The 19352-nt window shown below is 53.5% G+C and carries 14 protein-coding genes; 8 read left to right on the top strand and 6 right to left on the bottom strand.

The window, feature by feature from the left end; genetic code table 11:
• Positions 1-30: 30 nt before the first annotated feature.
• On the bottom strand, positions 31-1179 hold the full coding sequence (gene wecB, locus Har1131_RS17215) for a non-hydrolyzing UDP-N-acetylglucosamine 2-epimerase (RefSeq protein ID WP_014031158.1): 1149 nt from the start codon (positions 1177-1179) through the stop codon (positions 31-33).
• 129 nt (positions 1180-1308) lie between these two features.
• On the bottom strand, positions 1309-2280 hold the full coding sequence (locus tag Har1131_RS17210; protein ID WP_151147612.1) for a glycosyltransferase family 2 protein: 972 nt from the start codon (positions 2278-2280) through the stop codon (positions 1309-1311).
• A gap of 640 nt (positions 2281-2920) precedes the next feature.
• Here Har1131_RS17210 and Har1131_RS17205 point away from each other — a divergent pair.
• The 4 genes from Har1131_RS17205 (at position 2921) to Har1131_RS17190 (ending at position 8092) form a co-directional block, all read left to right on the top strand.
• Positions 2921-4096: a glycosyl hydrolase family 28-related protein gene (locus Har1131_RS17205; RefSeq protein WP_186764089.1), complete on the top strand. Its 1176-nt coding sequence runs from the start codon at positions 2921-2923 to the stop codon at positions 4094-4096.
• Between the two features lie 108 nt (positions 4097-4204).
• Positions 4205-5122, top strand: a complete 918-nt coding sequence (locus Har1131_RS17200) for a hypothetical protein (RefSeq protein WP_023843000.1) — start codon at positions 4205-4207, stop codon at positions 5120-5122.
• 386 nt (positions 5123-5508) lie between these two features.
• Positions 5509-6909: a glycosyl hydrolase family 28-related protein gene (locus Har1131_RS17195; protein ID WP_014031154.1), complete on the top strand. Its 1401-nt coding sequence runs from the start codon at positions 5509-5511 to the stop codon at positions 6907-6909.
• Positions 6910-7105: 196 nt separating this feature from the next.
• The gene (locus Har1131_RS17190) at positions 7106-8092 is read left to right on the top strand and encodes a hypothetical protein (protein WP_014031153.1); all 987 of its coding nucleotides are present in this window, start codon (positions 7106-7108) and stop codon (positions 8090-8092) included.
• An 84-nt stretch (positions 8093-8176) separates the two neighbouring features.
• On the opposite strand, the gene Har1131_RS17185 is transcribed toward Har1131_RS17190, so the two are convergent.
• The 3 genes from Har1131_RS17185 to Har1131_RS17175 all read right to left on the bottom strand — a co-directional run bounded on the left by Har1131_RS17185 (position 8177) and on the right by Har1131_RS17175 (position 12537).
• Positions 8177-9598, bottom strand: coding sequence for a sulfatase (locus tag Har1131_RS17185; protein WP_014031152.1), 1422 nt, complete (start codon positions 9596-9598; stop codon positions 8177-8179).
• A gap of 81 nt (positions 9599-9679) precedes the next feature.
• Positions 9680-11500, bottom strand: a complete 1821-nt coding sequence (locus Har1131_RS17180) for a hypothetical protein (RefSeq protein WP_050038322.1) — start codon at positions 11498-11500, stop codon at positions 9680-9682.
• Between the two features lie 113 nt (positions 11501-11613).
• Positions 11614-12537: a DUF1616 domain-containing protein gene (locus Har1131_RS17175; RefSeq protein ID WP_225308163.1), complete on the bottom strand. Its 924-nt coding sequence runs from the start codon at positions 12535-12537 to the stop codon at positions 11614-11616.
• 456 nt (positions 12538-12993) lie between these two features.
• Between Har1131_RS17175 and Har1131_RS17170 the strand changes: the two genes are divergently transcribed.
• The 4 genes from Har1131_RS17170 to Har1131_RS17155 all read left to right on the top strand — a co-directional run bounded on the left by Har1131_RS17170 (position 12994) and on the right by Har1131_RS17155 (position 17859).
• Positions 12994-13383 carry a hypothetical protein gene (locus Har1131_RS17170; RefSeq protein WP_023842998.1) on the top strand — a complete coding sequence of 130 codons (390 nt, stop codon included), beginning with the start codon at positions 12994-12996 and terminating at the stop codon, positions 13381-13383.
• Positions 13384-13589: 206 nt separating this feature from the next.
• Positions 13590-14753, top strand: coding sequence for a glycosyltransferase (locus Har1131_RS17165; RefSeq protein ID WP_225308156.1), 1164 nt, complete (start codon positions 13590-13592; stop codon positions 14751-14753).
• Between the two features lie 225 nt (positions 14754-14978).
• Complete coding sequence (locus Har1131_RS17160; protein WP_151147609.1) at positions 14979-16496, top strand: lipopolysaccharide biosynthesis protein; 1518 nt, start codon at positions 14979-14981, stop codon at positions 16494-16496.
• An 82-nt stretch (positions 16497-16578) separates the two neighbouring features.
• Positions 16579-17859 carry a nucleotide sugar dehydrogenase gene (locus Har1131_RS17155; RefSeq protein ID WP_044952871.1) on the top strand — a complete coding sequence of 427 codons (1281 nt, stop codon included), beginning with the start codon at positions 16579-16581 and terminating at the stop codon, positions 17857-17859.
• Positions 17860-17892: 33 nt separating this feature from the next.
• On the opposite strand, the gene Har1131_RS17150 is transcribed toward Har1131_RS17155, so the two are convergent.
• Entirely contained in the window at positions 17893-19029 is a 1137-nt protein-coding gene (locus tag Har1131_RS17150) for a VCBS repeat-containing protein (RefSeq protein ID WP_044952869.1), read from the bottom strand.
• Between the last annotated feature and the right edge of the window lie 323 nt (positions 19030-19352).

Here is a 19352-nt window from a genome sequence, read left to right as displayed (position 1 = left end):
TAGTGAACAACTCGATAGACGCGGGCTAAGTTATGGCTCCTTTACTCCGCCACTACTGGCCGCACGCTCCTGGGGTTGTCTCGTGCGGTGTGACGCATCGAAGCCGAGGTCATCCAAGATGTACTCGGATGCGTTCCCGTCGCCGAAAGGCAGCTCCCAGTCGCCAACCTTTGGCCGCATCTGTCGGGCACCGGCGACAATATCATCCGGCCGATGGCCGACGATACAGTTCGCACCAGCAAACACAGTCTCAGGCCGTTCGGTTCCGTTCCGGAGGGTGACACACGGAGTGCCCAGCACACAGGTCTCTTCCTGAACACCACCGGAGTCGGTAAAGACCAGCGAAGCCGTACTCTCTAGCCGCAGGAAATCGAAGAAATCCAGCGGTTCGACTGTCCGAATACAGTCCGGAACCGAGAGATCGAACTCCTCAAGCCGGTCTTTCGCACGCGGATGGACGGGATAGATCACGTCGTTTTCACGGCGTGTTGCGGCTGCTGCCACGCCGAAGAGAATATTCGCAAACCGGTCTCTGTCGTCGACGTTCTCGGCGCGATGGGCTGTCAGCAGGTCGAATTCACCCGGTGAGAGGTCGAGATCTGCCAGAATCGAACTCACCGACGATGACGTGTCGTCATAAGCCATAACAGCATCGACGATTGTGTTTCCAGTGACGGTAATCCGATTATCCGAAATCCCTTCCTCCCTGAGGAGGTTTGCGGTCTCCCCTGTAGGTGGATACAGGTGATCGACCGCATGGTCAATGATGATCCGGTTTCGCTCTTCCGGCATATCACGGTCGTAGCTCCGGAGTCCCGCCTCGATATGTGCCACTTCGATATCGAGTTTACTTCCCGCGAGCGCGCCAGCAAGCGTGGAGTTCGTATCGCCCTGCACGAACAACACGTCCGGGTCTGCGTCTTTCAGGTGCTGTTCGATGCCGATTACCATCTCACCGGTTTGCTCTCCATGACTTCCCGATCCGACATCGAGGTTGACCGCTGGTGGGGCAAGGTCAAGCTGCCTGAAAAAGACCGTGTCCAGGGACTTCGAGTAGTGTTGACCCGTATGGATAACGATTGTCGATACGTCACGGCGATCACATTCCTTGATGACTGGCGCGAGCTTGATGATTTCCGGCCGGGTTCCGAGGACGAACGCCGCCGTCGCGTTCGCCACTAACTCTCACCCCCGCCGCAGTATCGGCCATGGGACAGGTCACTAGACATCATGTCTTCAAGACAGGAATTCGTGGGCTTTGTTATGGAGTGCTTTTCCCGAGACAACACAGTTTGAACGAAATAGTATTTAGCTGATAGGTACGAGGCGATGCGGGAGGATTCGTTTGATGTGCTGGCTGATTCTGTGAGTCGTTCGACCGCCAACAGTAGTTGCAGCGTAAATGAGAAACGTGGGTTCAAACGGATACAGAGCAAGTGCCCGGAAAAAATATCGTCGAGCCATGTCGTAGTATCTCGCATTCAGCGATGCGTTTCCGACCCGGTAGGCAGACCAGGCTAACATTTTCCGTTCGAACAGCGGTCCGTAACTGGCCGCGAGGTCGCGGTACTTTTCGATGAACAGCTCATAGCTCTCTTCGAGGACTTCGTAGTCATCAGAAATACGATTGTGGGCGCGACGGTCGTAAATGACGAGCGGTTCGTCGACGGCGGCGAACTCACATTTCGTCGATGCCGCCACGTACCATTCCAGATCCGCCCATCGGGGTATCGTCTCGTCGAAGGGGGTCTCCTTGGCGATATCCGAACGGACCATGACCGAAGACTGTGTCCCGACGACGTTCCGACAGAGCAACGCCTTCGTCATATCTCCGTCTGGCTGGTCTGGTGCCCAGACTCGGGTAACGCCCCCGTCGTCGTCCACTACTTTCCGTCCAGTGTAGACGACACCGACTTCGGGACCGCTGTCCTGAAACGCATTGACCTGTGTGGCTATCTTTTCAGGATCCCACCTGTCGTCGTCGTCTAAGAAGGCGATGTACTCGCCCGAGGCGACCTCGATGCCGGTGTTCCGAGCGGCGTTTGCGCCCTGGTTCTCGGCGTGCCTGTGGATCTCGAAGCGTTCGAAATCCAGATCTCGGTCGTTGAGAACATCGTCAGCAGGAGTCGGTGAGTGGTCGTCAACCACAATGAGTTCAATCGGATCGTATCGTTGCGCAGTGACTGTGTCAACAGCCTTCTGTAGGAATTCCGGCCGGTCATAGGTGGTTATTACTACCGTTACAAGCGGATTCGCCGAATGTCCCTCGTTTTCGGTCATCGGTTCGGTAACTGTGTTATCTGATGTCTTGGGCCCCTGAAATCGCCTGTAACCGGTTGATGCAGGCTGTGAAGGTACGACACTACGACCACCGTTCCTTATCGTATGAACGCTCTTTCATGGCTACCGTAGTTTTCTCAGGACACATCATCGGAGCAACTGGTAGCTGAGAATTCGCTGTTGTGGAATTTAGTTATATAAACGCTACCCGAACAGTGAGGCAATGAAAACAGTATCTACTACAGGTATCCCCAAGTACGCTCAGTATATTTATTACTGCGAGTCTCCTTCTCTCTCGTAACATGGTGAACACTTTGGGGGATATCACCAAGCGACAACGCGACTCTCGAAGATACTCTATCCCGTATTTGGGCGATATAGTCACAGCTCTCTCAGCTTTCTGCAGTAACAAGGGCAAAACAGTTTGTAAATGCCAGACAAGCAACTAACCCGTCGGAGCCTATTAGCTGCTCTGGGGATCTCTGGAACTGGCATAGGACTGTACGCGATTGACTCAAGCTCTCGGGGCGAGAACAGGAATCAACCATCGGATGGTGACGACAACAGTCCCACGCCCAGTCCTAGTCCCAGTACCGACAGCAGTCCGAACGACCAGACACCACAACAGCAAGAGACGCCTGTGGTTGCCGATGTAGTTGAGTACGGAGCAAGCGTCGATGGAGAGACTGACGATACTGCCGCGATAAAACGGGCCATAGATGCTGCCGCACCGGACGGAATAGTTGAGTTCCCTCCCGGAGAAGTGCTGATAAGTCCACAGCGTGACCTGCCGGGCGCTATCACTCTTGACCAGAGACAGCAAAACGTCACGCTCCGCGGTCCCGAACAGGAGACAGCAAGACTCGTCATGGCACCCGGACAAGATGGAGTCCATTATGGACTACACATAACACCGAGAACAGGTAGTGAAGATGACGAGATACGTCTCGAACATTTGACTATTGATCTCAACTCGGATAAGCAAAGCGGCGTCGGAACCGCGATTAGAACGAACGGCGCTGATGGTCAGTTGGCAATGCGGGATTGTGTGGTCACTTCGACACGCAACTCTGGCGTGAAGATGGTCGGTGGGATGGATGCTGACATCAGATACTGTACGTTCAAAGACAACGGGGACGAGTCCTACGCCCATGCGATCACTCCAAACCAGACCGCTCAGAAGACCCAGACGGTGATTAAGAACGTCTACTGTACCAACCAACGGGGTGTCTCGATTGATGTAGGGACAGACGAAAACAAAGATCTACAAACAGTCCGAGTCGAGGAGTGTATAATAAAGAATAGTTTTGGAGCGCTGAAAGTTGATCCCACAGCCGCCTCAGTGAGCGTAACGAATACACAGATGCTTGGCGACGCAGAAACACGGATTCCGGTTAAAATGAATCCGTTTGACTTCTATATGGCTGACATACGACTCGATAACGTTCTGATAGACGGAGGTGGCTGGCCCGGCCTGGATTTACCGAACCGCTCTACGCTCCAACTCAATGAAGTTGCAATAAAAAACGTGGACAAAAACAATGTTGAACGAGGGAATGATAGAGGAGGGATTCGAACGGAGAAACTGGACTTCGGAACCTCTGGGCGGATCTCGATTCATAACGTTGGGACGGACAACAGCGGGCCCGCTTTGAAAATATTCGAGGGGTCGGGCTCGATTGACGAAGTCATTCACGACGGGACAGGGGGCCTCGGCCGAAACGACGGTGTAACAGTGGCACGCGAGACTCAGGGAGGCGACCCACTAGAGCCGGATGTAGTATCCGAAAGTGATGTCGGGCCACGGACGAAGTGATTTGTAAAAATAACCTCTCAGTGATAATGGCCGTCCGTCCGATATAGACTATCCAATCAAGGTAGGAGCTTAATAATTAGTAGCACAAACTGAGTGGCAAATTGACATATGGAAGTACTCGCAAGTCTCCGGGATAATCCGGAATTCCTTCTGCAAGCGGTAAGGGATCCGGGCCTTATTGGACTTGGAATTAATAAGATGTACTATGAGTTTACGGGGGGTGTGGAGTACAACACTTCCGGGACCGATATCATCGCCGATGAAGACTGGGACAATCTAATTCTACTTGATGCGTGCCGGTATGACGCCTACACTGCAACGACCCCGTTTGTCGGCCCGATAGAGATGCGTGAATCTCGGGGAAGCACAAGCAGACAGTTCGTCAGAGGGAATTTCAATGGGAAGCGATTGCACGACACTGTCGTAATCTCCGGTAACCGATGGTATCTCGACCTCCAGAATAGCGACGACTTCGACTGTGAATTCCACGCGTACTATGATGTAGAACGAGATGCAGCAGACGGGTTTGTCCCCAGTGCGGAGGCCGTTACTGAGGCCGCGCTGGATAAGATCGGACAGTATCCGAATAAACGCTTGGTGATTCATTACATGCAACCGCACCATCCATATATCGGAACTGATATCGACGGATTCGAACAGAAACGGGTGGATATGCGTGAGTATGTGCGGCGAAGTTCAGTTGATACGGACACTATCCGAGCAGCGTATCAGGATAACCTCCAGTATGTACTAAAACACGTTCAGCGCCTTGTCGAAGAATTAGAGGGAAAGACAGTTATCAGTGCAGACCACGGCGAGGCGCTCGGAGAACGGCTTTCACCGTTTCCTGTTAGTTGGTTCGGTCATCCGATCAGAGTCTACACTGACGAGCTGGTTCAGGTCCCGTGGCACGTCGTCTCGAATGAGTCACGACGAACGATCAGATCGGAATCGCCGCGGAGCCAATTGACAGATATCGATCAAGCAGAGATCGAACAGAGTCTCAAGGACCTTGGATACAAATGAACGGTCGACCACCTCGTGGGTAAGACCATACGAAGTCGCTGGCCTGTCTACCACTGGACAGTGGCGATGGCATACAGCTACTGACGATATATCGGAGTTAGGAGGAGGCTACCACTCCTCATTATTTCTACTCCGAATGGGAGTGCTTCGAATTACCAGCAAATAAAACCGGAAAAGAGTATTTGACTGGTAACAATACGGGTAGTAAGAGAGAGTATCAACATCCAATATTTTATCGAAATGAGCTAAATCGGAACAACGGTTATTAGAGTAATTAGTAATTACTGGCGTGTGAAACCAGAAATATTCGCGGAGCTGACCCGGACGAGCGCGGTATTAGCACTACACAACCAGGACACAACTCCTGACACGGAGGTGCTGTAACCATGGCACAAGATGTTACCGACCACGGTGCTGTCGGAGACGGTTCAACGGACGACACGGCCGCGATCAGAGCGGCGGCTGACGCTGCGTCCCCAGGTGGAACGGTCTATTTCCCGGCCGGCACATACCTTGTCGGTTCCAACAGTCCCTTCCCGCTCGATTATCCGATGGACGGAAGTTGGGATAATCTCACGTGGAAGGGTGAGAGTTTCGGTTCGACAGTCCTTCAGATGGTCGGAGGGCAGTCACGCTGGCACATGATGTTCCGCGCCCGCAGCAGCGACGGGTCACAGATGACAGGTGTTCGGTTCGAACAGCTGACGATGGATATGAACGGCAGCCAGCAATCCGGTGCTCCAGGGAGTGGCTGGTTCCGCGTGTACGACGGGAGCGGAACCTTCACCATGCGCGACTGCGTCATCAAGAACTCACTCAACTTTGGCGTCCAGCTTGGCGATGATATCGCTGGAGACTTCAAGTACTGTCAGTTCTCACGCTGCGGTGATCCAGATGTCTCGGCCGGGCACGCGCTGAATCTGAATCAGTCGTCGAAACAAACCACAAACATCTCGTGGTGTCTCATTGAGGACAGCGCAGGGACCGATATTGATATCGGAGATGACACCACCGCGGACTACCAGACAGTCATCGTCGAACGGAGTTATTTCTCTGCTGGACTCGGCGCAGTAAAGATCGACCCGGGCAACCTCAAGACGGTTCTTCGGAACACCTACATCGCTGGTGGGAGCCGAACGACTCGGGGAATCAAGACCAACAACGACAACTACGACTGTGGCTCGCTTGAATTGGAGGACGTTGTCATTGAGAACTGTGGGGGTCCCGGAATTGACCTCGGTGGCGGCGGCCACGGTACTCTGACACTCAATCAAGTTGCAGTCAGAAACGTCGAAAACGATGGCATGCGGTCCTTTGGCGGCTACTCAGGCATGGGTATCTATGCGGAAGGTGTTGACTTGGGAACATCCGGAACCATCTCCGTACACAATGTCAGTCCGAACAACGATGGTATTGCTCTCTTCTTTGACGAGAGTTCGTCCGGGTCAATTGAAGAAGTCAGACACGACGGAACGAGTGGTATCGGTAGTCTCAGTTCCGTCACAGTCGGGACAGCCGCGGCCGGTAGTACTCAGCTGAAGCCGGACACGGTGGCCAAAAGCGAAGTCGGTCCACGAACTAGCGAGAGCACTACCGACGGAACAAACGAATCCGAAGAGACGACGGAGGAGACCAGCGGGTCGATCAACCTCGGAAACCTGGGGGGCTACAATCAGCCGGCAGAGGGCGTACTAGACTGGCATATCCCCCTGAACGAGAACTTCCAGAGTATCGAGTCGGATATTATCAGTCTTGCTGAAAAAGTGAACGAACTCGAAAACAACTGATGCGCCGTCCGGCGTGGCCCTGCTTCCAAGTTTGTTTGATCGGTTTACGTTGAGACAGGTGCGAATCGAACGAGGGGCGAATAGCTCGTTTTACAACGTTGTTTTCGGCCATTGAATGTACATAGTGTCGGGAGACAGTCGTTCTGGAACGGTTTTTGCAAGCATAACTAAACCCAAATACGCCGATGGCTGGTGTATGCATACCGACGCTCGAAGCTGGCTCACCGAACTGGCGTCGGGGATCCAGAACAAGCATCCGGCGGACATCGCCCGCTCGCTTCGCGGAGCGTTCAATGGTCCCTACTACACACTGACAACCAGGTATCCGATCGGAACGAATATATTCGAACGCGACTGGGACTTGCTTCTCGTCCTCGATGCCTGTCGTGTCGACGCACTCCAAGCAGTTGCACCCGAGTATGAGTTCATTGACGATGTCGGTTCGATCTGGTCCGTCGGCAGTGCGTCACACGAATGGATCAGTAAGACGTTCACAAACGACTATCAGGAGGAGATCGCGGAAACGGCGTTAGTGACCTCAAACCCGTTTTTTCCACAGACATTCGAGGACCGGACATACCCACCAAAGGCCTATACAATTCCGGTAATGTGGCCAGACTGGGATATTGTGGAAAAAGACGCCTTCAAGAAGTTCCTCCACGTCCACAATCACGATTATGACGACTACTTCCCTGAGGCCCCGCCACAGGTAATGACCGATTACGCTATCGATACCGCCCGAACCACTGAGTTCGAACGGATGGTGGTACACTACTTACAGCCACATACGCCGTACATTGCAGAGGCCTACGAGGAAAATCGGCCGCTTCTGGAGGTTGAAGCGGATCCGTGGACGGCCATGGAGCAGGGGACGGCATCCGTCACAGAAGTTAAAGAATTATACCTGGATAACCTCCGGTTCGTGCTGGATTCAATCGAACTACTGCTGCAAAACATCGATGCCGAGAAAGTCGTGATTACGGCCGACCACGGTGAACTCTTCGGTGAAATGGGACTGTATGGCCATCCTGAAGGATTCGCCCATCCGAATTTAAAAAAGGTACCGTGGGCGACTGCAACTGCTACCGACACAAACGAACACACACCAGAAGTAGACGAAACACGACAGGAGGCGATGGGATCCGATACCGAACAGCGGCTTGAAGATCTCGGTTACTTATAATCGAAGCGACGGTCTCCCGGACTGAAAGTACCGTCATCGGTCTGTGCTGTAAGCGGGAACGTGTTTACGCCCCGCGTGATTGGATTAGTCCGTGACATATCCAAGGTCGGCGAGATGATCTTTCATCTCATCTGTCATTGTCCGCTGTGTGTCGGTCGACTGTGACTCGCCAACTCGGTTGATGGCCTCTTCAAACGCGGCCCGGTATTCGGCGGCGACCGATGGATACAATTCGAGAACGTCTGTCTGCTCGTCCGGGAGTTTGTACAGCTGACTTCCCTGTTCAGACTGCAGAAATTTGAATCGTTTGCCGCGGAGGGCATGCAGAAGTCCCGAATGATAGCGATCAGTATCGACAGTCGGATCATGTTCCGTCATCTGTGTGATCGCTGTTTCGTACGTGTCGTTCCCGCGTTGGCTAAGAGCATAGGTTCGGGGGTCAGCACGTGGGTCCTGACCCTGGAATCCGTCCAGGGAGTCAGGACTGGCGCCAGCCTCTAAAAGCAGCGCTTGCATCACGTCAATGTGCTGTAAGAGCGTATCGGCCGGGAGATCCGCCAGCGATTGGAGTCCGTGAACCACCATTGGGACGTTGACCAACCCGTCGTGGAGCGACAGTTGATGGCCGAGCACATCGTCTTCGCCCAGTAGATCACCGTGATCGCCAGTCACAACGAACACTGTCGGACCCAGATCAAGCGAGTTCAGGTACTCGAAAAATTGCCCGACATACCAATCAGTGTACGACATGAGGCCATCGTACATCGCAGCGAGAGCGTTGTCGGTCCGATCGGAGAAGTCACATCCGGACGCCGTAGACCGGTAGTGGTTCGAACTCACTTCGACCGCTGTTTCGATTGCTTCATCGGTTGTCTGTTCGAGAGTGTCTGTGAACGTATCTCGGAACGACAGCGGTGGTGCGTACGGAAGATGCGCACCTAGCGTATGCACAAACATGAAAAAGGGCTCTTCGGACCCCTGGAACGACCGCAATCGACGTTTAGCAAGATCCAGAGCCAGGTAATCTGTCCGGTGCTGGTCCGTCGACAGCGTATACCCTCCGGAATGTGTCCGTAGTTTGAGAGCATATTTCAACAGCGTCCGGACTCCAACCGTACTGAGGAAATCAGATTTGTTCACGAGGTCGAACTGATCAAATCCACGCGACAGACCGGTTGAATCGCTGCAGTAGGCATTCTGCGAAACACCGGCTGTATGATAGCCAAGGTCCGAGAAGCGCTCGGCTACGGTCGGTATCTCTTCGGGTAAGACCTCGTTCCACAGCCCCGTTCCATGATACGAGGGGTAAGTCCCAGTGAGCATCGATGCATCGGACGGAAGCGACCACATAGCATGAGTGATGCAGTTCGTAAAGGCCTGCCCGTCGGCCAGGTTCGCAATACGCTGCATGTTTGGAGTCGTATCGCGGGCCTCCGGAGCCATACTCGTTCTATCGGCCCGGACGCTGTCGAGCGTGAGCCAGATGATATTCGGTTGTGTCGACATTACTCGTATTGGAAACTACTGGCGGTCCTGATAGCTTAAGTTTACACTGCGTAACGGCTCTCAAGTAGAGTAAGCACTGAGTTATTGGGTAATTCCCCCGGTAGCTGTAATCCGATAAATACGAACTTCACCGTTGTCGTATAGCTGACCAACGGTGGGGTCGTTCTGTAATTTATCGTAATCCGCCGGTCGGAATCTCCACTGGTCTTCGTACTCCGGATACATTTCCTGATAGAACTCCCGACCCTTCTTCGTGATTATCATATACCGGTCGCTGTCGTACGACGGCCCCAGCGTCGCGTTGCGGTCGTACGAGAAATGATCCGGAGGCCTCGGGCTGCTCGGGTCGATAACTTCACGACGAGAAGACTTGTTTTTGCCGTGATACGCGTCGCTAAACCTGTAAAACGAAATCCCGTACTCGACGGTCTTCGTGTACCGATTTCGATTGTCAAGCAGCCATTGTGAGCCTTCGAGTTCCTTGTCGGTCACCTGACGACTGGTTTCCGCTGCTAAAGGGGAGTGATACAGTGTCACAACGCCAAACACCGTATGAGAGAGCAGTAGTAAGCATAGAAAACCGGTAACTAGGTGTCTCATTTCGTACCGCTGGTAGAGTTTATAAAACAGCGACCCGGATAGCAAAACAGCGAAGATATTGACATAAATTAACGGCCGTCCGAAGCCAGCGATAAGGTTAAATACCAAAAACAGCACAGCCAGACCCAGGAAACCGATGAAAGATAGCGAAAACGATAGTTCGTACTCGGATATCTCAGGCATATCGGTCAGCGTGTCGTACGCTATCAGTAACAGATAGAGCCCGCCGATACCCATCAACACTCCAGAGAGTCCGTATTTTGCGAAGCCGATAACTAGTATATCGCTGAGTTGCGGGGACGTTTCGCTGACCACGGAGCTGTACTTATCCAGTTCCGAACCACCGCTTGACGTGCCGAGAAGGCCCTGAATCGCCTCTCTGCTTCGGTTTAATATCGGCTCGAACGTATAATACCACGAGAAAAACAGTGCAACCATCAGTTGGATGGTGACTCCCTTCCCAGTAGAACCACGCCATGGAGAAATCGTGTCCACAGAGGGGGTCAAGCTCCCGATATGGTTCGCAACGAAATACGCTATTAGACCCAGAATAAGGAATGCGGTCGTCAAAGGATGATAGATGACAACAGCCACGAGGACGATCAACAGAACCGCCCGTGATTGGAGCGAGCGAGTCCGGCGCTCACGGAAAAATACGTAGAGGACAAACGGAACGAGCAGTGAACTCTGTGTGAACGGGGATGGGTTCACGTATGCCCCACCAGCGACGAGCAGGAGCGCAAATGGCAGCGTCAGAAGCGCTCGTCTACCGTCGTAAAGCCAGGTCACCAGCACATACCAGGCCAGGACGGAGAACAGTGGAATGATGACCGAAATCGAGTTTATTATTTGAAGCGGGTCGATGCCGGTCACATACGAGAACGATAACGTCAGTAAGTGGATGTTCGGGTAGATGTCCGACGGCGGGAGTGCTCCCAGCGAGTGGATATTCCGAATAAAGCCCACGTGCGTGAGAACATCTGCGCGGTCATACGCTTGGTAGCCGCGAAAGTACGGGAGCAAAAACAGTACGGCCTCGACAGCCATGATAATTACCACGCCCAGGGGCCACGAGCGGAAGTCGGTTCTGTCGGTCAGTGCCGCCCTGAGAATCACAAGTTGGCCCGAAAAAATGCCGAAAAGCACGAGACCCCAAAAGAGCATCGGATAGCCCCGATATATCGAGAACTCGTACTCCTGTGCCTCGGGAGTGAGAAACACGATGATCGTAAGCAGCAAAACAGCGGTAGCACCGCCAACGAGCAATCCCGAGTCCAAGAGTTCTTGCTGTCGGTCGTTCATGCGTCTTGTTCACCTCGGAGCAAACAGCGACGGGTACTATTTCGCTCTAACATAGCTGTGAGTGGCTGAGACAGGACCTGAGGCGGTTCTGAAAGATATTGAATACACATGTATTATTGCGTGATATTGATCCAGATGTGGACATCTCGGTATGCATTTTCGAGAGTCGGATTCGCCGGTGGCGCCCCCTTGTACAGGAGCACCACTAGCCTGTGACGGTCAGCGTCCGCTACCGTGTTTGCCGTGATCGGCATTGCCTGACGTGACACGTCGCCGTCACCGACATTTACTGAGAGGGTGTCAATCGTGGTTGCCCGTGTTACAGTCCGTTCGCCACCGGATGTCGAGACGGATTGCAATCGAGTGACGACGGTGTATTGAACGGTTTGGCCCTCGTGATTCCCTACGGAGACGACAAGCTCAGTTTGCTCGCCCACCTGAAGCGAGGTGGGATAGCCGTCAGCAGTTAGATTACCAGTTTCCGCTTCCTCTGTCAGGATGGACAACTCCGTGTATTGTTCTCCACCGTTGGTCTGTGTCAGCGCCGCACCCGCGATTCCAGCGCTAAGTAACAGAAGGCAGACTGTGATCACCTCGGCTGCGGATCGGATCGTCGGCTTCGACTGAAACGAACCGGTCAGTATCGATGTCAGTCGTTCAATGGGTACGCCAGCACTCTGTGAGTCAACGATGCGATGGATAATTGCGATACCCGACATCACAGCGGTGAGCGCGGCGACTGTAACGACTGTGCTTACAGGTCCAATCGGCCACGCAACGAAATTTAGTACCAATACAGACAGCGGCACAATTGCGATACTGAGACCAACGGTCAGTACCACCCCCTCAGCGAATGAAATAGGGTAATGGGTGATCCGCTGTTCGTCCGCCATAGCAGACTGCGAGTATATCGCAGGAAAAAGTGATGTCAAAACTGTATAGCCCGGAAGAACGAAAATAAAGAGGAATCCAAGGGTCACGCGAATCGGTGTCGGCACTGCGTTTGGTCTCCGCAAGCTAATAATCACGGCCGCCATTGATATCAGGAGGACTAGTATGAGATCCGCACTGAGTGAGAGGAACCCTTTGATATCCGTGCTGTCGTCCGGCATTCTACAGGCCCCCGCTTGTACCCATTGCCGTGTCACCTGCCAGATAACCAAGACCCGCTATCAGGGCGGGGTTCACGTGCCAGCTAATACCCCAACGATGATTCATCGCTTCACAATGCTCCATACACGCTGATTGTTAGTTTGGCTCTAACGACCTCACAGCGGATTGTATGGATCTCAATTGCAGCCACGACTCCTCGGAGGACGAATTGGTTGTAGCCCCCGCTTATAAGTTAGATAGGTGCAAAGCGGCAACCACAGACTGCGTATATAATAATACCCCTGCTTGAGGGATAGTAAACAGCACATAATTGTAAGACAGTCCTGTCAACAGTGGATTGATGGTAACGCCCCTACAGGATGGGTTAGGAGGACCAGGCAGTGACAGACCGTGACGAAGGCACTCTTGATGCGAGACTCCCGGAACACCCTTCCGAGCTTGGGTTAGTTAATCAGGATGGGGCGGGTTCGGACGAGACCTCATCCCGTGGGTGGCCGACCGAGCAGTCAAAACTACTCCAAACGATAGTTGGGGCGCAAGCGGTCTGGATGCTACTCATGCTTGTACTGTTGATCGGTATCGATATGCTGTCCCCCGACCTCTATTTCATCGTTTCATTCCACGGTTTGGTCGGACTTCGTCTGCTGTTTGCACCGACAGACCAGCCACCGGATTGGTGGCGAAAGCTCGATATGCTTGTATATATAGGGTTTGTTATACTTGCAGCGGTTATTTTCCAGGGGCCGTTACAACTTTTCGAATGGCAGTAGTTGGATTTCCTCGGGTAGAACACTTCTAACAAAACGTGAAAGGGTAGATTGTACTGGTGAATGCCTGCTACTACCCGCTGTGTGTACTGCGTTCTATCCCGCGTGATTCGTTGGCCGGACACTGAACTACTGCGGCGAACAGACTCCACTCCCGTATCAACGGAGTCGCTGAGCACATAACAGACAGAGATGTACCGAACGTGCCATTGGCATTCGATGGAGGCTACTCAATGACCAGCGCTAGTGTGGGGGCTGAACCGGACCTGGCGTTTTATATTCCAAACCTGACTGTTGGTGGGGCCGAACAGGTTACTGTCAATATCGTTAATGGGCTGGCCGGTAGGGGCTACGATGTCGAACTTGTAGTGTCACATCCGGGTGGCGAACTGCGGACAGCGGTCGCCGATAGCGTCGCCGTGATCGAACTGGCTGACGTGCGTATTCCTGGCATCGGTATCGGTGCCCATCTGCACAAACTAGCGCAATACTTGGGGGACACAGAACCAGATATCCTCATTTCTGAGAAAACCGACGCAAATATCCTTTGTCTGGGTGCAAAACGAGTGGCCGAGTCGACTACGACAGTTGTTCCGACAGAACACATTGCGTTCGGGATGATGCCCGACGAATCGCTGAAGTCGAGAGGTGTCCGGAAAGTAGCGGCACAGCTTTATCCAGCAGCGAATGACCTGATCGCTGTATCAGACGGTGTCGCCGACAGCCTCGGCGAAAAGACAGCCGTGGACCGAGGGGATATCTCTGTTCTTCACAATCCAGTCGAAATAACCACAGTTCAGGACCGGGCGCATGAGCCGGTATCACACAAGTGGATCGAGGACACTGACACCGATGTGCTGCTGTTCGTCGGTCGTCACCATCCCCAGAAGGACCTCAAAACGTGGCTCCGGTCATTCAAGCGCGTTAACGATACGTTACCGGATACTCGTGCAGTAATCGCAGGCCGCGGGTCAGAAACCGAAACGGTCCGTGAACTTACCGTCGAACTGGGGCTCACTGAGGTTACGTCTATTCCAGGTTACGTCGATAACCCATATCGGTTCATGAACCAGGCTAGCCTGTTCCTTCTTTCCTCTCAATTCGAGGGATTACCCACAGTATTGATCGAGGCGATGGCCTGTGGGTGTCCGATCGTCTCGACAGACTGTCCGAGCGGTCCGCGTGAGATACTCGCAGATGGAGAGTATGGAAGACTTACACCAGTCGGGGATGTCGATTCAATCGCCACTGCCGCCCTGGAAATGTTAGAGAATCCGACACCGGCAGCAGTGTTACAGGACCGCGCAGCCGACTTCGCACCGCAAACTGTTCTTAATGACTACGAGCAGTTTATTGAAACGAGACTCGGGTGAGCAGTACCAGAGTAAGCCACTTGGCGAGTAGTAGCTTAATAACTATCCTGTCTGTTTCCATCGTGTTGGATAAATGGACAGTGAGCGTGTCGGGAACCACGGTAAGCCTCTCATAGACCGGGTTTCAGCACCTGAGATGTGTCGACAAGATGTCTCAGCAGGCGACGACAGTAGAACAACTGTTTGTGAGGGCCTGGCTGGCTCTCCTCACTCCGCTAGTGGAAAATGACACGGATACTGAATTGGTTACGTTCTCTGGCTTCTCGCATAAAAACCATACTGACCCCGGAAGGAGGGTTATTAGAGCAGTCCGTCACCGGCGGAATCTGGCTTACCGCGCTTAACATCTCCGGTCGTATATTTCAGATCCTGACTCTATTGGTACTGGCACGGCTTCTGGATCCGCGTGCATTCGGTATTGTCGGACTTGCGTCACTCGTTATCGTCGGCCTCCGACGTGTCTCGAAGCTCGGTCTCGACGACGCTCTCATCTACAATAAAGACGAGAACGTCGATAGATATCTCAACACCGTCCTTGTGATGAAAGGAGTTCGTGGGCTTGTCATCGGTGGTCTCGTCTTTGTCGCTGCGCCACTCATCGGCCAGTTCTTTTCAGAACCGGCGCTAATCAGTATTGTACGCGCAATGGCAATCGGTTCGGTTGTCATGGGCTTTCAGAACCCGGCGATTGTCTACTTCAAGAAGGACCTGAACTTCCATAAGGAGTTCGCGTACGAAGTCGGAGCTGAAGCCGTGTACTTCATCGTCGCGTTCGCGTACGCGCTCGTGAACCCCACAGTTTGGGCCCTTGCATTTGCATATATAGCTCGAAACGTCGCCCGGTTCGGGCTCTCGTATCTGCTCCATGAGTACCGGCCGTGGCCGTCCTTCGATACGGACCTGGCGCGTGAAATGATAGACTACGGGAAGTGGATCACTGGCTCAAGTATCCTGAACTACATCAGCAACGAGGGTGACGACATCTTCGTCGGCTGGCTGTTGGGGTCAGCAACTCTCGGGTTCTATCAATTCGCGTATCGGCTCTCGAACGCCCCTGCAACCGAAGTAACACATGTGATTTCCCGCGTTACGTTTCCGGCGTATTCGAAGATCCAAGACGACATGGAAGCGCTACGGGCCGGGTTCTACCGAACGATTCGGCTGTCGACGTTTTTGGTCGCTCCGATGGCCGTTGGCATCGCAGTCGTCGCTGAGCCGTTTGTCCTCGCGTTTCTGGGTGAGCAGTGGTTGCCGATGGTCCTGCCGATGCAGATCCTCGCTATCTATGGCTTGATCCGCGGGTACATCGCTTCATTTGGCTCTGTCTGGCGTGCAACTGGGAACCAAGATTATCTGGTCAAGCTACAGGCGCTGACTATCGGCCTCATCGCCATCCCGATATACCCAGCCGCAACCGAGTTTGGGATTGCAGGTGTTGCGGCGACAGTCGTGGGTGTGTACGTATTCATTATGATGCCTTTGGACATGTATCTCGCTGCTGCTGCTGTCGAGGGGAGTCTCCAACGGTTAGCCATTGAGTTCGCCTACCCGCTTCCAGGGGCAGCGGCAATGGCCGCAGTAGTGCTGTGGGTACAAGAGATGATCTCAGTCATTCCAATCGTAGAGTTCGCGGTGCTTGTCGTCGTAGGTGCGGCTACATACGCGGTATCCGTTTTGTTGATGGAGGCTGGCAGCGAGTGGGGGATCATCAACGAGTTGCGGTCACTAGTAAGGACTATCTGATAGCTGTGGCCGTAATATTCTAACAGTCTATATGCCAGTATCCAACATATAACAGAGTAGTGAAACGACCAGAATGCTATCGATGAGAGTCTGCGTTCACGGACTCGGGTACATCGGGATGGCCACTGCGTCGTTGTTTGCGAACAACGGCCACGACGTAGTCGGATTCGATACCGATGACCGAGTCCGCAGCCAACTCAAACGAGGCGAGCCAGATGTTTCGGAAGACCAACTCGAATCCTATGTCCGAGCGGCAATCGATTCGGGCCTGACGATAAGTGATGAGCCGGTGCCGGCTGCATATCACATTATCTGCGTCCCGACACCGTATGACAAATCGGCCGGCAGTGCTGATCTCCGATACGTCAAAGAAGCCTCCCAGACTGTCAGCTCGTTGCTACGCCCCAACGATGTCGTCGTCCTTGAGTCGACCGTTCCCCCCAGCACGACGGCAACAGTGGTTGCACCGATACTCTCTCAGTCGGGATTAGAACCCGGCGAAGACATCGGACTGGGATACGTCCCCGAAACCATGCTCCCGGGGAACGCGATCACCGAATTACGTTCAAACGACCGGATCCTCGGCGGATACGACAGTGCATCTACTGCCGCAATCAAGAACCTGTATGAGGCGGTTCCCACGGGCAGTCTCAACGTTGCCCCTGACGCTACAACTGCTGAATTCGTCAAACTCGTACAGAACGCGTTCCGGGATGTCAATATCGCGTACGCCAACGCCTTAGCGCTCATAGCCAGAGACTATGGAGTTAATGTACGCGATGCAATCGAATTAGCGAACAGTCATCCACGAGTCGATATTCTAAACCCTGGACCGGGTGTCGGCGGTCATTGCCTCCCTGTAGACCCGTTCTTTTTGGGCGCTAATTCGGATAATACTGACCTGATCGACACGGCAAGGCAAGTGAATCAGCGCATGCCACATTACGTCGTCGACAGACTCGCTGAGGAACTGGGACCGCTCGACGACAAGACGATTGCTATCTTGGGCGTCGCATACAAAGGGAATGTCGACGATACGAGGAACAGCCCAGGACTCGAGATTGCACGGACGATAGTGGGCGCCGAGAGCGAGGCCCCCAGTCTTGAACCAGACCGGCAAGATACTACTTCGCTCCGTTTATGTGACCCCTATGTATCGAACAGTCGGTACGATTTGGAACCGCTTTCCGATGCTCTAGACGGAGCAGACGCGGCGGTACTGGCGACAGCACACGATGAGTTCGCAGACCTTTCGCCGGAGCGGGTCGGTTCGCTCCTCGATACCCGCGTAATTTTTGACACGCTCGATGTCCTCGACTCGGAAGCGTGGACGGAAGCGGGGTTCGACCTGCTGCGTATTTAAGGACAGGGTGCGGGGTTGAAACCCGTTCCAGTGTCAGTGCCGATACCAGACATCGACGTGGTGGGCCGGACCGTAGGACTTGCCGACGATATCCAGCTTTCCGTCACCGTTCATATCAACTAACTGTGCTTCGTGCGTGGGAATCCCGGAAACGACGGTGTGGTCCCGGAACTCTCCGTCCCCGAGGTTTTCGAAAACCAACTGCTCGGGACTGGCGTTTTCCCCGAGCGACATCTCACCGACGTAGATGTCGGGATATCCGTTCCCGGTCAAATCTGCGGTTTGAAGGCTATGTGGACAGAACAGATCGTCTTTGAGAACCGTCGGCGACCCCGCCGGATACTCGACCACAGCGAGGCGACCCGGATGCGTCCCGTACGTTGGTGAATCACCCTCAGAGAGAATGATTTCCGGCGTGCCGTCTTGATCGAGATCGGCAACGGTGACCCGCGTATCGTCCCAGCCCGTACAGACATCTGAACGAACCCAGTCGCCGTTGTCGTGGTGATATACGTTCGTCCCAGCAACCACCTCCTTCGTTCCGTCGCCGTCGATGTCGGCCACAGCGAGCCCCTCGATACGGATGTCTTCGTCGATGATGTGAGCGTTCGAATCAGGCCACGGTTCCTGGGACGGAGCAGCCGGAATATCGTAGTAGAAGACGGTTTCGCTGTCCTGTGAGAGTCCGATCAGTTCGGCGTCCCCATCGTTGTCGACATCAGCGACGAGCAGGTCGTGGTACTTCTCGAACCGATCGGATATCAGATGCTGTTGCCAGGGATCCGTCGGCGATTCCGGTTGCTCGTACCAGTACACATTCGACCGTCCGAATCCCTGTCCGACGACGAGGTCGACGTTTCCATCGCCGTCGATGTCTGCGAGGTCGGTTCCGACGCCAGGGTGGAGATCGGTCTCCGTCGCAAGCGTGTGCCGTTCCCACCCCGGGTTCTCGTACCAGAAGATGTTCGTCTCAAGCCGAGGTGTGACTCGACTGAGTGGCCCGTGTGTCGGAACCTGAATTCGATTGCCCGCGACCGAAATTGTCGGATTTCCGCCCATCCCCGTTACGATGATATCTGGTCGACCGTTGCCAGTCAGGTCCGTGGTTTCAAGACTACTTAGTTTGCTACATGGCGGGTCGTCATCGATACGTTCGTGAGAGAACTCCATGTCGACGGATTCGAGGGACACCGGTATTGTTATTCTAACCCTATCAGGGAAGGATCACAGGGGTACAGATTAGAGATTGATAGGATGTCTTATTGAGTCCGGACCTGGCCATCCTATATCCGTAATGCGCTATGTTACAATAGACAATCATTAGAATGATACCACATATGAGAATACAGTTCTATATTGGCAGCATAGGAAATGGTATAATGAGAATATAATCCCAAAACCCAATTTTCAGTAGCCATGACACCAGGTCAAATATATAGATACTGGACGACCTATCTCAGTTAACAGGAGGTACTCTTCTCTACAGTATGCCG

Source organism: Haloarcula sp. CBA1131 (assembly GCF_008728975.1).
GTDB classification, from domain to species: domain Archaea; phylum Halobacteriota; class Halobacteria; order Halobacteriales; family Haloarculaceae; genus Haloarcula; species Haloarcula hispanica.
The sequence above is the reverse complement of the archived record's forward strand: the minus strand, read 5'-3'. Positions and strand labels throughout refer to the sequence as shown.